Here is a 14,016-nt window from a genome sequence, read left to right as displayed (position 1 = left end):
ATGATCCCGACAACGCGGCGAGCGTGCGTGCCAGGCGTCGCCGGGCAGACGGGACTTTGAAGACACGCCCTAGCGCTCCCCGGCCCGGAACAGGCGCCGGCAGGCGCACAGCGGCCGGTCCGCCTCCCCGTTCCTCCGAAGCGGGGAGGCGGTCTTTCTTTACGACCCCTCTCCTTCCGACCCATCAAGGAGCAAGCAGCAGTGAGCAGCAACAACGGTGACGTCCGGCTCTGGGGCGGCCGGTTCGCCGACGGCCCCGCCGAGGCCCTGGCCAAGCTCTCCGCGTCGGTCCACTTCGACTGGCGGCTCGCGCCCTACGACATCGCCGGGTCCCGTGCCCACGCCCGCGTCCTGCACAAGGCCGGACTGCTCACCGACGACGAGCTGACCCGGATGCTGGCCGGGCTCGACCGGCTCGAAGCGGATGTCGCCGACGGCTCGTTCACCGGCACCATCGCCGACGAGGACGTCCACACCGCCCTGGAGCGCGGGCTGCTGGAGCGCCTCGGCCCCGACCTCGGCGGCAAGCTGCGCGCCGGACGGTCCCGCAACGACCAGGTGGCGACCCTCTTCCGGATGTACCTCCGCGACCACGCCCGGATCATCGGCGGGCTGCTCGCCGAGCTCCAGGACGCGCTGGTGGGGCTGGCGGAGGCGCATCCGCGGGTCGCGATGCCGGGCCGTACGCATCTCCAGCACGCCCAGCCCGTCCTCTTCGCCCACCATGTGCTGGCGCACACGCAGGCGCTGTCCCGGGACGCGGAGCGGCTGCGGCAGTGGGACAAGCGCACGGCGGTCTCCCCGTACGGCTCCGGCGCCCTGGCCGGGTCCTCGCTCGGACTCGACCCGGAGGCGGTCGCCGCCGACCTCGGCTTCGAGCGCGGCTCCTCCGGCAACTCCATCGACGGCACGGCCTCACGCGACTTCGCCGCCGAGTTCGCCTTCATCACCGCGATGATCGGCGTCAATCTGTCCCGGATCGCCGAGGAGGTCATCCTGTGGAACACGAAGGAGTTCTCCTTCGTGACCCTCCACGACGCCTTCTCCACCGGCTCGTCGATCATGCCGCAGAAGAAGAACCCGGACATCGCGGAGCTGGCGCGCGGCAAGTCGGGCCGGCTGATCGGCAATCTCACCGGGCTGCTCGCCACCCTGAAGGCCCTGCCGCTCGCCTACAACCGCGACCTCCAGGAGGACAAGGAGCCGGTCTTTGACTCCTGCGACCAGTTGGAGGTCCTGCTGCCCGCGTTCACCGGGATGATGGCGACGCTGACCGTCAACCGGGAGCGTATGGAGGAGCTGGCCCCGGCCGGTTTCTCGCTCGCCACGGACATCGCCGAGTGGCTGGTACGGCAGGGTGTGCCGTTCCGGGTGGCGCACGAGGTCGCGGGAGAGTGCGTCAAGGAGTGCGAGGCGCTGGGCATCGAGCTGGACGGGCTGACGGACGAGCAGTTCGCGAAGATCTCCCCGCACCTCACTCCCGACGTCCGGTCGGTGCTCAATGTGCAGGGCGCGCTGGCGTCCCGTGACGGCAGGGGCGGTACGGCGCCTTCGGCGGTGGCCGTCCAGCTCTCCGAGGTCAAGGCCGATCTGGTGATACAGCACGCATGGGCGGACGCCAGGACCGCCAAGCGCTAGCCCCCCGGCAGCCCGTTACAGCGCCGCCGCCCACTCGTCAAGTGTGTCGAAGTCCGGCCGGGTCAGTCCGGTGCGGGGATCGACATAGAGCAACAGGGCGGCGGCGAGGTGCTGTTGGTCCACCCACTCCCGGTCGTACGAGGTGATCTCGTCGTCGACCCACGCGAACGGCCGCCCCTTCGCGTACTCCAGGACGTACTGCGTCTTCCACAGGGTCCCGCGAGGGGCCCAGCCATGTGTTTCCGGCCATGCGATGTACGGCAGCTCGGGCAGCCCCAGGACCGGGCCTATCCACTCGTTGGCGTCGTCCTCCCAGGTCGTCGCCCACACCAGTTCGTACAGCCCGCTGAGTGCCCGCAGCTCCGCGCCGTGGTCCGGGTTGAGAAGCACCGGCAGTGCCTCCGGGCGTGTCCGCGTCCAGAGCGAGGGCCGCATCAGATGCCTGGCATAGCCGTAGGGCGCCTCGGGGTCGGCCAGCGCCCCGTACGGATTGAGCGGACCGTCGACATCGATCAGCAGCAGCGGCTTCATACGGATGGTCCTTCCCGGTGCCGCGCTCCCGACCCGCCCTGGCCCCGGGCGGGTCGGCATCCGGGCGGCGCGGTCAGGCGGCCTTCGCCTTCGTGGCGTACATGTCCACGTACTCCTGGCCCGACAGCTCCATGACCTCGGCCATCACCGAGTCCGTCACGGCCCGCAGCACATAACGGTCCCGGTCCATGCCCTCGTAGCGGGAGAACTCCATCGGCTTGCCGAAGCGCACGGTCACCTTGCCGGTGCGCGGCATGCCCGTACCGTTCGGCTGGAGCTTGTCCGTACCGATCATGGCGAACGGCACCACCGGCGCGCCCGTCATCAGCGTCAGCCGCGCGATGCCCGTACGACCGCGGTAGAGGCGGCCGTCGGGGGAGCGGGTGCCCTCCGGGTAGATACCGAAGATCCGGCCCTGCTCCAGCACCCGGCGGCCCGTCATCAGCGCCGCGACCCCGCCGCGCCCGCCGTCCCGGTCCACCGGGATCATGCCCACACCGGTGAAGAACCAGGCCATCGCCCGGCCCTTGAGCCCCTTGCCCGTGACGTACTCGTCCTTGCCGATGAAGAAGACCTGACGGTCGCAGACCAGCGGCAGGATCATCGAGTCGATGAAGGTGAGATGGTTGCCGGCGAGGATCACCGGCCCGCTCCCCGGAATGTTCTCGGCGCCCTCCACACGGGTGCGGAACATCAGGCGCATGATCGGTCCGAGCGCTGCCTTGATGAGCGCGAAGCGGGACAACGGGTCCTCCGGAGTCGGGGAACGGCGAGGGACGGAGAGTGAACATCTCCGCAGGTGAGCACGTTACTCGCGGCTCCTGGGGTTCGCACATCGGGTTCACTGGCTGGATACGCGCTGTTGACATGTGTTTGCGCCACGTTCGTCCGAGGTCTCCCCCGTGGCAGGCGCCGCCGCCTACGCTCGGGCTCGCTTGACAGGTGCAAAACATCACATCAAGGAGCGTTCATGACACAGGGTGCGCGGAACACGCCCGGCCGGCGGACCGTACTGGGAGCGGCGGTGCTCGGCTCGGCCGCCGCCATGGCGCTGCCCGCCACGGCGCAGGCCACCGAGCGCGGCCGGGGCGGCCACGGCTCCTCCCGCCCGGAGCTGCCGACCCTCACGATCGTCGGCCACCGCGGGGCCAGCGGCTACCGTCCCGAGCACACCCTCGGCTCGTACCAGCACGCCCTGGACCTCGGCGCGCATGTGATCGAGCAGGACCTGGTGCCCACCAAGGACGGCCATCTGGTCTGCCGTCACGAGAACGACATCACCGGCACCACCGATGTCGCGGCCCACCCGGAGTTCGCGAGCCGCAAGACCACCAAGTCGGTCGACGGCGTCAGCATCACGGGCTGGTTCACCGAGGACTTCACGCTCGCCGAGCTGAAGACCCTGCGCGCCACCGAGCGCATCCCGGGCACGCGCCAGCACAGCACGCTCTACAACGGCCGCTGGGAGATCCCCACCTTCGAAGAGGTGCTGCGCTGGGCGGACGAGCAGGGCCGCCGCCTCGGCCGCCGGGTCTGGCTCTACACGGAGACCAAGCACCCCACCTACTTCCGCGGTATCGGCCTGGGTCTGGAGGAGCGCCTCGCGAAGCTGCTCCGCCGCTACGGCCGCGACCGCAGGGACTCCGCGATCTTCCTCCAGTCCTTCGAGCCGACCAGCATCCAGCGGCTGGCCAAGCTGGTCGACTCGCCCGGTGTCGTGCTGCTCTCCGGCGCCGGCACCCGCCCGTGGGACTTCCAGGCGACGGGCGACCCGCGCACGACCGACGACCTGATCAAGCCCGCGGGCCTGAAGTGGATCGCGTCCTACGCGCAGGGCATCGGCCCGACGCTCGACCTGATCATCCCGAAGGACGCCTCGGGAAAGCTCACCACGCCCACCACGCTGGTACGGGACGCCCACGCGCAGGGCCTGATCCTCCACCCGTACACGATGCGCAACGAGAACTCCTTCCTGCCGGCCGACTTCCGCCGGGGCACGGACCCGAACGCGTACGGTGACGCCTTCGGCGCCTTCCGGGCGTACTTCGCCACGGGCATCGACGGCATCTTCACCGACAACCCGGACACGGGTCTGCTGGCCCGGGCGGACTTCCTCGGCCGCTGACGCGGCTGACAGGTCCGGCAGGTCCGGCAGGTCCGGCAGGGCTGACGGGGGCTTTCCCCGGTCGGGTGACCGCCCGGCCGGGGAGCAACCGCCCTCCGTCACACCGGCGTCCCGGGGGACATGACGCATACAACGCATATGCCGCTCCTCCGCGCGCTGGGGCCGCTTGTGAGCGCCGAGGCGGCGGCCGAGGTGCCGGAGACCGGAGTCGAGGCGCGCGATCTCGAACAGGACGTCTGGGTACGCCTGTTGGAGCGGCTCGGCGCCGAGGGCCCGCCGGCCGATCCCGGGCGGTGGGTACGGAATGCCGTACGGGACGAGGCGCACCGCGCCCGCAGCGCCGCCGCCGGCCGGCACCCGTACCGCGAAGAGCCCGCCGCGGGGCCCGAGTCCGACCCCGAGCGGGCCGCGCTGCACAACCACCGGAGGCTGCTGCTCCGCGCGGCCGTCCCCCGTACCCCCGGCCGCTGCCCCCGACTGCTGGCCGCGCTGCTCTCTCCCGCCGACCCCACCTACCGCGAAATCGCGGGCGAGTTGGGTATGTCACAGGGCAGCTTGGGCCCTTTGCGGGCGAAATGCCTTGAATGCCTGCGCAGATTACTGGCGGCGGAGGTTGTTGCTCCTGAACCGCGGGGAAAGGAGCGGTAGACAACCGGCGGGATCAGGTGAGCGGGAGGCATGCACACATGGGCATGAGCGTGACCACGGCAGCGGCGAGCGCGCAGGACGCGGAACACATCCTGAAGCTCCAGTACCTGTGCTACCAGCAAGAAGCCGAGCTGTACGGCGACTACACCATCGAGCCCCTCACCCAGACGCTCGACGACCTCAAGGCGGAGATCGGCCGCGGCCACTGCCTGGTCGCGCGCCTCGGTGACGAAGTGGTCGCTTCCGTACGGGGAAGCGTCGACGCGGCCGGCACCGCCCGGATCGCCAAGCTCATCGTCCATCCCCGGCTGCGCCACCACGGTCTCGGCGGCCGGCTGCTCGACGCCATAGAGGCGCACTTCGCGGCCGAGTCGGAGGCCAAGCGCTTCCAGCTCTTCACCGGCCACCGCAGCGAGGGCAATCTCCGGCTCTACCGCAGCCGTGGTTACGCGGCCGTGTCGGCGGAGGAGATAGGCCCGCGGCTGAAGCTGGTCACCTTGGAGAAGCCGGCCGGTCTGGACGCGTACGCGGCCAGCGCCTGAACGTGGAGGGAAGGCCCGGACCGGACGCTCAGCGCCGGGCCTTCCGCAGCCACAGGATCCCGGTGACCGGCAACAGCACCGGGATGAAGAGATAACCCATGCCGTAGTCCGACCAGACCGTGGCGTCCGGGAAGGCCGAGGGCTCGGCCAGTGTCCAGGTCCCGACGGTCAGCACCCCCACGAGCTCGGCGGCGCAGCACAGCAGGGCCGCCTTCCGCGCCGTCTCCCCGCCGCGTACGAGCGTGTAGGTGATGAACGCGTAGACCAGGGCCGCCACGGCGGAGAGCGCGTACGCCAGCGGCGCGTGTTCGAACTCGGTCGCGATCTGGTACACCGACCGGGAGACCGCGCCGACCGACATCACGCCGTACAGCCAGACCAGCAGCAGACCGGGGCCGCGGACGAGCCGGCCCGCACGGGTGCCGCCGTCTCCGGCCTCCCCGCCCGTCGGTTCCGTTTTCGTACCGGTGGCGGTCTCGTCCATGGTCAGCCTCCCCAGATGTCGTGGAGCCGTACTTCCAGCACGGCCAGGACGACCGCGCCCGCGGCCACCGTCGTCGAACCCCAGCGGGTCCGCTCGGCCAGCGACAGAAAACCGGCCATCGGCACCGCGAGCAGCGCGCCGATCAGATACGAGACAAAGATCACCGAACCCTGGTCGGGCTTCTCACCGCGCGCGAGCTGAGTGATCCCGATCACCAACTGGACCAGCGCCAGCGCGGACACCACCGCCATGCCGATGAAGTGCCAGTCCTTGGTGGGCTGGTCGCGCAGGGCGGCGAAACCGCACCAGGCGGCCAGGGCGAGCGCGGCCACGGAGACCGCGACCGTCAGGGCGACAAGCATGGGTCCGAGCGTATTACGGCGCAAAAGGCACCCTGCCCCCGGCCCCGCGCCCACCGGCACCGACGTGAGACAGGATTGTCCGATATCCGGACGGGCTGCTGGAAGTCTCTTGATGTCTGCTTTACTTGCGGCATGACCACGACGAGCTACCGCGCCCCCGCGACCGAGGCGACCCTGACGCCCGGTGCTCGTTGTCTGTGTCGAATGTGCGCCCACTGAGGGTCCCCGCCTGAGCCTTGCGCCCGGTATCGGCGTCGCCCTGCCGCGCCGTACCGCATCCGTACGCCATGAAGCCATCGGCGTCGGCCCTGGGGCGTGTCTTGTGGATCTTGCTGGGCTCGCGTGCCCTGGCACCGCGTCTCGCGGCGTTGTCGTCGGACGCCGACGCTCCGCGTGGGCTCCCTCCTCCGCCTTGCGATCCACGGCACCAGACCCCGCTCCCTGACCCAGCCCGATCCACAAGACACGCCCCAGCACGTCTGAATGACGAACGCCCCGTGCCCGGCCGCCACCGCGCCGTGCACTCGACAGTGATGGATACCCCTGTGATCACTACTACGGGTCTGACCAAGATCTATCGGTCAGCCGCGTCACGAGGCCGCGACATCACCGCGCTCGACAGCGTGGACCTGCACGTCCGTGAGGGCGAGGTCTTCGGTGTCGTCGGACAGAGCGGCGCGGGCAAGTCGTCGCTCATCCGCTGCGTCAATCTCCTGGAACGCCCCACCGCGGGCCGGGTGACCGTCGCAGGCCAGGACCTCACCGCGCTCGCCGGGCGCGGCCGGCGGGCCGGCAAGGAGCTGCGGCGGGCCCGCAGTTCGATCGGCATGGTCTTCCAGCACTTCAACCTGCTGTCCTCACGCACCGTCCAGGACAATGTCGGACTGCCCCTGGAGATCCTCGGTGTCTCCGGCCGCGACCGCGCCCGCCGCGCCCTGGAACTGCTCGATCTGGTCGGGCTCGCCGACAAGGCCTCGTCGTACCCCGCCCAGCTCTCCGGCGGTCAGAAGCAGCGGGTCGGTATCGCCCGCGCGCTGGCCGGCGACCCCAAGGTGCTGCTGTCCGACGAGGCGACCAGCGCGCTCGACCCCGAGACCACCCGCTCGATCCTCCAGCTTCTCCGCGATCTCAACCGGCAGCTCGGGCTGACCGTTCTGCTGATCACACACGAGATGGAGGTCGTCAAGACGATCTGCGACTCGGCCGCCCTGATGGAGAAGGGACGGATCGTCGAGTCGGGCACGGTCGGCGAACTCCTCGCCACCCCCGGCTCGCAGCTCGCGCGGGAGCTGTTCCCGGTGGGCGGAGCCCCGTCCGGCCCCGGCCGTACGGTCATCGATGTCACGTTCCACGGCGAGGCCGCGACCCGCCCGGTGATCTCCCAGCTCTCCCGTACGTACAACATCGACATCACGATCCTGGGCGCGGCGATGGACACCGTCGCCGGGCGGCAGATCGGCCGCATGCGGATCGAACTGCCCGGCGGTTACGAGGAGAACGTCGTCCCGGTCGGATTCCTGCGGGAGCAGGGCCTCCAGGCCGAAGTCGTGGACGACCCGACGCCGGAGAACGAACCCGCCCGGAAGCCCGTGGCGAACGAGTCCGCACAGGGCGAGACGCCCGCGCTGGTGAAGGAAGACGCCAAGTGACCTGGTCCGAGATGCAGCCCCTGCTGGCCCAGGGAACCGTCGACACCCTCTACATGGTGCTGTGGTCCACGCTCGTCACCGTCCTCGGCGGACTGCCCCTCGGCATCCTGCTGGTCCTCACCGACAAGGACGGGCTACTGCAGAACGCCCCGGTGAACAAGGTGGTCGGGGTGATCGTGAACATCGGCCGCTCATTGCCGTTCATCATCCTGCTGATCGCGCTGATCCCGTTCACCACCTTTGTCGTCGGCACGTTCATCGGTCCCACCGCGATGATCGTCCCGCTCGCGGTCGGCGCCATCCCCTTCTTCGCGCGCCTCGTCGAGACCGCGATCCGGGAGGTCGACCACGGTCTGGTCGAGGCGGTCCAGGCCATGGGCGGTTCCGTGCCGACCATCGTCCGCAAGGTGCTGCTGCCGCAGGCCCTGCCCTCCCTGGTCGCCGGGGTCACCACCACCGTCATCGCGCTCATCGGCTACTCGGCCATGGCCGGGGCCGTGGGCGGCGAGGGGCTGGGCTCCAAGGCCGTCACCTACGGATTCCAGCGCTTCGAGAACGGCTTCATGCTCGCCACGGTCGTCGTCCTGATCCTGATCGTCACAGCGGTCCAGCTCCTCGGCGACGGTGTCGTGCGCCTGCTGGCACGCCGCGGCCGCACCGCCTCCTAGCCCGCGCCCGCACCTCTGATCTTCACCCCTCACAGCCCGCACTTCTTGTCCGGGCTCCGTCACCCGCATCAGTGGAAAGAGGCACTCTTCGTGCGTACCACCGTCAGATTCAGCGCGGCCGTCGCCGCGACCGCCGCCCTCGCCCTGGGCCTCAGCGCCTGCGGCACCTCCTCCGACCCCGACTCCTCGGACAAGGCGGGGGCAGGCGCCTCGGCCGACGCCTCCGCGCCCCTGCTTGTCGCCGCGTCCCCCACACCGCACGCCGACATCCTGAACTTCGTCAAGGACAATCTGGCGGCGAAGGCGGGACTCAAGCTGGAGGTCAAGGAGTTCACCGACTACGTCCTGCCGAACACCGCGACCCAGAGCGGCGAGGTCGACGCCAACTTCTTCCAGCACAAGCCGTATCTCGACGACTTCAACAAGAAGAACGGCACCGACATCGTGCCCGTCGTCAATGTCGAGCTGGAACCGCTCGGTCTCTACTCCAAGAAGATCGACGATCTCAAGGGCATCAAGTCCGGCCAGAGCATCGCCATTCCGAATGACACCACCAATGAGGGCCGCGCGCTCAAGCTGCTCGCCGACAACGGTGTGATCACTCTCAAGGACGGCGCCGGAATCGACGCCAATCTCTCCGACATCGAGGATGCGAAGGGCATCGCATTCAAGGAGCTGGAGGCCGCCACACTGCCCCGCGCCCTCAATGATGTGGACGCCGCCGTGATCAACGGCAACTACGCCCTCGAAGCCGAGCTGAAGCCCGCTCAGGACTCGCTCGCCCTGGAGAAGTCCGAAGGCAACCCGTACGCCAACTTCCTCGCCGTCAAGCGGGGCAACGAGAAGGACCCGCGCGTGCTGAAGCTCGCGACACTCCTCAACTCGCCCGAGGTCAAGAAGTACATCGAGGACACCTTCGACGGCTCCATCGTCGCCTCCTTCGGCGCCGTCCAGTAGGCAACGGGTGGTCAGTGTGCCGCCCAAGTGGCCGGAGCAGTAACGTTCTTGTCTCCGCGTCCGCCGGTGCGGGCCCCGCGTACGTCTCCGTACCCGGGGCCCGCGCATTCCTGGCGACCCGGCCATGCGCATCCCCATCCGATGCTGCATGCTGTGCATTTACGACGGACTGAGGCATGGAGCTGCGCATGACTACCACGTTTCCGGACGTTTCCATCAGCACGGAGCGGTTGGTGCTGCGCCCCTTCGAGCCGGCGGACATCCCGGCGCACATCGAAATGATGAACGACGAGCTGGTCACGGCATGGACGCCCGTACCCCATCCGTATACGCGCGAGGACGCCGTACGGTGGGTCGACAGGATCGCCCCCGCGGAACGTCTCGCAGGCCATGGAATCGCCTTCGCCGTCACCGAGTTCCTCACTCAGCGGCTCGTCGGGATCGTACGGCTGCGCAGAACCAACTGGCACGCGCTCTCCACCGAGATGGCCTATGTGACCGCCCCCTGGGCACGCGGTGAGGGATACGCCACGGAATCGGCGCTGGCGGTCGCGCAGTGGCTCTTCCGCGACCAGAAGTTCGAGCGGATCGAAGTACGGACGGCCGCCGACAACACCGCCTCCCAGCAAGTCGCGCAGAAGATCGGCTGCATCAGCGAGGGCGTTCTGCGCCACGCGTGGATAGCGCGTACCCAGACCGAGGACGGCGGCTGGACCGATATCCGTACCGACCTGATCGTCTGGAGTCTGCTGCCCGAGGACCTCGAAGGCGTGGCCGAGCAGATGGCGGAAGCGAGCGGCTACGCGTCCTTCACCGACTGGAACTGACGGCCGCCCGCCGCACGCGCCGCACCCGGGCGCGCGGGCCCGGACCGGCGGCCCCGGCCGTACCCCCACCGCCCGGCGGCCTCCACGCCTGGTCAGGTAGTCTCGCCGTGCTCCTCTGTGCCCTGCCGCTTCCTTGTGCTCCGCCACCGCTCGACCACACCCGACCACGGGCGGCACAGGCGACCACGACGACCTCCGGGAGACTGACGACGATGGCCGACCGCGTCACGGTGATCGGCTGGGACGGCTCGCCCCTCACCGCTGCTGCCAGGTCCGCCCTCTCGGCCGCCACACTGGTGGCCGGGGCCGCCCACCATCTCGCGCTACCCGAGGTGCCGCCCGACGCCGAGCGCATCCGGCTCGGCTCGATAGACCTGGCGGCCCGCCGGATCGCCGGGCACCGCGGCAGCGCCGTGGTCCTCGCCGACGGGGACCCGGGCTTCTTCGGTGTCGTACGCACGCTCCGCGCCCCCGAACACGGCCTGGAGGTCGAGGTCGTCCCCGCGGTCTCCGCCGTGGCCGGGGCCTTCGCGCGGGCCGGCATGGCCTGGGACGACGCCCAGGTGGTCGTCGCCCAGCGCCGTACGCTCCGCCGCGCCGTCAATGTCTGCCGGGCGCACACCAAGGTCGCCGTCCTCACCTCCCCGGGCGCCGGGCCCGCCGAACTCGCCCTGCTCCTCGAAGGGGTCCACCGCACCTTCGTCATCTGCGAGGAACTGGGCACCGAGCGGGAACAGGTCAGCGTCCTCACCTCCGACAAGGCCGCCGACCATGTCTGGCGCGACCCCAATGTGGTGATCGTCATCGGCGGGGTCGGCACCGCGGTCGCCCCCACCGGCGGCTGGATCGCCGGCCGCGACCCCGGATACCCGCCGGCCGAACGCGGCTGGGCGCTGCCCACCGCGGAGTACGGCATCGACCTCGACGAGGGCGAGTCGACCTGGCTGCGCGCCGCCCAACTGGCCCGGCTCGGCGCCAGGACCGGCGATCTGATCTGGGACATCGGCTCCGGCAGCGGAGCGCTCGCCGCCGAGGCGGCCCGCTTCGGCGCGGCCGTGATCGCCGTCGACGACGAGCCGGGGGCCTGCGCCAGCACCGCGGCGGCGGCCCGCCGCGCGGGAGTTCAGATGCAGGTCGTCCAGGGCCGGGCGCCCCAGGTCCTGGAGCGGCTGCCCGAACCCGATGTCGTACGGATCGGTGGCGGCGGTATCGATGTGGTCGTCGCCTGCGCCGACCGCAGACCCGAGCGCATCGTCACCCACGCGGCGACCCGGGACGAGGCCGAGGCCGTCGGAAGGGCCCTGGCAGAGGGCGGATACGAGGTGGAGTGCGCCCTGCTCCAGTCCGTCGACCTCGACACCGGGGCATGGTCGGAGCGGGAGCGCTCGGTCGTTTTCCTGGTCTCCGGGCAGCGTCCGGAGACCGGCCCCTGACCCTGTTCGGGCGCCGCGCGCGGTAGGCTGGCCGATCGTTGTACCGCAGCCGGACGTTCGTCGGTTCGTTCGTCAATGTCCGGAAAAGGGGCCCGTTTTGGGCCCCGATGTGGTACGGCGAAACCGGGGGGACGCGCGACGTGGCGCAGTCCACAACGGGCCGTGGCAGGCCTTCTGCCATGGCGGCGAAAGGACCGCGCGAAGCCGGGAGACCCCAGGCCGGACGCGGGCCGTTCGTGCCGCGCGGCGCCCACGCTCGTTGTGCTTGACGGGCGCCGGAAGCGCCGCGGATCGGGCGCCCCGGGTGAAGGCTGAAGGAGCAGAACCAATGGGCGAGGGGTACGCATGACTGACACCGGCCGGGTCCTGGGCGAGGGGCTGCCGGAGGATTCGGGCATGGTGGAGCAGCCGGGCGTCCACGCTCCCGGCGCGTACACCTACCTGGGCCCCTCCGAGTCCGTCACCGAGGACGAGGACCTGCTGCTGATGCCGAGCGCGCAGGGGGGGTGGGGGGACCCTCAGGTGGTACCGGCGGAGGCGCCCGCGGTCTACGCGGCGCCGGACGGGTACGCCATGCCCGCGCCCGGGGGGTACGGGTTCCCGGTGCCCGAGACCTATGGCGTGCCGGAGGGGTACGGGGCGGCGGAGCAGGTGCTGGTGCAGCAGCAGGCGCCGCCCATAGAACAGCAGGGGGCGGTGGGCGCTCCGTTGGCCCAGGCCCAGGCCCAGGCCCAGGTTCACGTGCCGGGTCCGGGGCCCGGCTCCGACCAGGGTTCGGTGCACGCGGGTGCTCAGGCTCAGGCTCAGCAGGTTCAGGCGCAGGTGCCGGTTCAGCAGGCCCCGGTGACGGATCCGCGGCTCCAGGTCCAGGTCCAGACCGAGCCGCAGCAGGCGTTCGCGGCGCAGCAGGAGCTCCAGGCGCAGGCTGAGGCCGAGTTCATGGCGAGGGAGCCGCAGGGCCCGGTCGCGGTGGCCGGGTCCGGCGCCGGTGCCGACGGCTCGGGCGAGTTCGCGATGCCGGTCCAGGCCCAGGAGGCGCCCGCCGGGCCGCCCGCGGAGGCGGAAGCAGCGGCGGCGCAGGGCCCGGAGCAGAGCGCGCCGGAGCCCCAGGAATCACCGGAAGCGCCGAACGTACCGGAGCAGGCGGCTCCGCAGGGCCCCACGCAGGGTTCTCTCGGCCGTGGCCAGAAGCTGCACCAGCCGGGTGCGCATGAGGCCGGTGGCCGCGACTCCGGTTCGGTGGACCTCAGCGGCGTACGGGTTCCGCCGCCCGTGTCGACCGCGCCCCCGGTATCACCTCAGACCCCGCCGCGCCGTCCGCTGCACATGGGTCCGCCCGTGCCGGACCCGACGGGCGGCGTGGTGCGCTCGCTCGCCGACCGCGGCCCTGCGGGCACCCCGACCCAGTCCGTCCGTGTACGAGCCCAGACCCAGGGGCCGCCCACCACGGGCCCCGAGTATCTGGACATCCCGCGCGAGGAACCGGAACCGGCCGTTCTGCCGGGGCCGCAGCTCGGCGAGATCCCGCCGCAGGCCGGGGTGCCGTGGACCTCGGAACCTCAGGTGACACCGGAGGCGCACGCAGAAACGGTCGTCCCGGAACCGGTCCCGGAGCCGGAATCCACGGTCCAGGCAGAGCCCGTGGTTCAGGCGGAGCTCGCGCCCCAGGCCGAGCCCGTGGTTCAGGCGGAGCCCGCGCCCCAGGCCGAGCCCATGGCCCAGGCGGAGCCCGCGCCGCAGGCCGAGACCGCGCCCCGGGCCGAGGCTGTCCCGGAGCCGGGGCCCGTGGCGGAGGCGCCGTCGGCCCCGGAGGCGCAGACCGTACCGGAGCAGGAGCCCGTACCCGTATCTGTGCCCGAACCCGTATCTGTACCGGAAGCGCAGCCTGCCGAGGCCGTCGCTGTGGTGGCCGAGCCCGAGCCCCGGCCGGAACCGGTGCTGACGGCCGTGGTGGAACCTCCCGCGCCCGACGAGCCGGTGGCCATGGTCGAGACCGCGCCGGAACCGGTGGCGGAGCCGGTACCGGCGCCGCTGCCCGAGCCGGTGCAGGAGGCGATTCCCGTACCGGTGCGGGAAGTTGAGCCCGCGCCGGAAGCCGAGCCCGTACCGGACCCCGAGCCGGTGCCCGCCCCCGCTGCCCCCGTCCCCGTAC

The 14,016-nt window shown here is 70.9% G+C and carries 12 protein-coding genes and 2 pseudogenes; 10 read left to right on the top strand and 4 right to left on the bottom strand.

Translation table 11 applies throughout. The annotated features are described in order from the left end of the window. The first annotated feature begins 201 nt into the window (after positions 1-201). On the top strand, positions 202-1,638 hold the full coding sequence (argH, locus tag WH07_RS29595) for an argininosuccinate lyase (protein ID WP_046506615.1): 1,437 nt from the start codon (positions 202-204) through the stop codon (positions 1,636-1,638). A gap of 15 nt (positions 1,639-1,653) precedes the next feature. On the opposite strand, the gene WH07_RS29590 is transcribed toward argH, so the two are convergent. After that, positions 1,654-2,169, bottom strand: coding sequence for an HAD domain-containing protein (locus tag WH07_RS29590; protein ID WP_046506612.1), 516 nt, complete (start codon positions 2,167-2,169; stop codon positions 1,654-1,656). Positions 2,170-2,242: 73 nt separating this feature from the next. Beyond that, a pseudogene (locus tag WH07_RS29585) lies at positions 2,243-2,976 on the bottom strand (lysophospholipid acyltransferase family protein). A gap of 163 nt (positions 2,977-3,139) precedes the next feature. Between WH07_RS29585 and WH07_RS29580 the strand changes: the two are divergent. From WH07_RS29580 to WH07_RS29570, 3 genes are all read left to right on the top strand, one after another. Beyond that, complete coding sequence (locus WH07_RS29580) at positions 3,140-4,294, top strand: glycerophosphodiester phosphodiesterase (RefSeq protein ID WP_046506606.1); 1,155 nt, start codon at positions 3,140-3,142, stop codon at positions 4,292-4,294. 138 nt (positions 4,295-4,432) lie between these two features. Further along, positions 4,433-4,942, top strand: a complete 510-nt coding sequence (locus WH07_RS29575; RefSeq protein ID WP_232789104.1) for a sigma-70 family RNA polymerase sigma factor — start codon at positions 4,433-4,435, stop codon at positions 4,940-4,942. A gap of 38 nt (positions 4,943-4,980) precedes the next feature. After that, positions 4,981-5,484 (top strand): GNAT family N-acetyltransferase, encoded by a 504-nt coding sequence (locus WH07_RS29570; protein WP_046506601.1) that lies wholly within the window; start codon positions 4,981-4,983, stop codon positions 5,482-5,484. A 28-nt stretch (positions 5,485-5,512) separates the two neighbouring features. Here the strand turns inward: WH07_RS29570 and WH07_RS29565 are convergent, their stop codons facing one another. Both WH07_RS29565 and WH07_RS29560 read right to left on the bottom strand, forming a co-directional pair. Continuing rightward, positions 5,513-5,968 (bottom strand): hypothetical protein, encoded by a 456-nt coding sequence (locus tag WH07_RS29565; RefSeq protein ID WP_046506596.1) that lies wholly within the window; start codon positions 5,966-5,968, stop codon positions 5,513-5,515. Positions 5,969-5,970: 2 nt separating this feature from the next. After that, positions 5,971-6,330: a hypothetical protein gene (locus tag WH07_RS29560; RefSeq protein WP_046506594.1), complete on the bottom strand. Its 360-nt coding sequence runs from the start codon at positions 6,328-6,330 to the stop codon at positions 5,971-5,973. Between the two features lie 545 nt (positions 6,331-6,875). On the opposite strand from WH07_RS29560, the gene WH07_RS29555 reads away from it, so the two are divergent. The 6 genes and pseudogenes from WH07_RS29555 to WH07_RS40015 form a co-directional block, all read left to right on the top strand. After that, positions 6,876-7,979, top strand: coding sequence for a methionine ABC transporter ATP-binding protein (locus WH07_RS29555; protein ID WP_046506590.1), 1,104 nt, complete (start codon positions 6,876-6,878; stop codon positions 7,977-7,979). Beyond that, a complete protein-coding gene (locus tag WH07_RS29550) occupies positions 7,976-8,647 on the top strand; it encodes a methionine ABC transporter permease (RefSeq protein ID WP_046506586.1) in 672 nt (223 codons plus the stop codon). The genes WH07_RS29555 and WH07_RS29550 overlap by 4 nt, the downstream gene beginning before the upstream one ends. 90 nt (positions 8,648-8,737) lie before the next feature. Then, positions 8,738-9,604: a MetQ/NlpA family ABC transporter substrate-binding protein gene (locus tag WH07_RS29545; protein WP_046506583.1), complete on the top strand. Its 867-nt coding sequence runs from the start codon at positions 8,738-8,740 to the stop codon at positions 9,602-9,604. 188 nt (positions 9,605-9,792) lie between these two features. After that, positions 9,793-10,431, top strand: coding sequence for a GNAT family N-acetyltransferase (locus WH07_RS29540; RefSeq protein WP_046506657.1), 639 nt, complete (start codon positions 9,793-9,795; stop codon positions 10,429-10,431). Between the two features lie 212 nt (positions 10,432-10,643). Next, entirely contained in the window at positions 10,644-11,864 is a 1,221-nt protein-coding gene (gene cbiE, locus WH07_RS29535; protein WP_046506581.1) for a precorrin-6y C5,15-methyltransferase (decarboxylating) subunit CbiE, read from the top strand. A gap of 345 nt (positions 11,865-12,209) precedes the next feature. Then, a pseudogene (locus tag WH07_RS40015) lies at positions 12,210-14,016 on the top strand (hypothetical protein); the annotation flags it as partial.

The sequence above is a fragment of the Streptomyces odonnellii genome, assembly GCF_000981895.1.
Classification (GTDB): Bacteria; Actinomycetota; Actinomycetes; order Streptomycetales; family Streptomycetaceae; genus Streptomyces; species Streptomyces odonnellii.
This window is presented reverse-complemented; position numbering and strand designations above follow the sequence as displayed.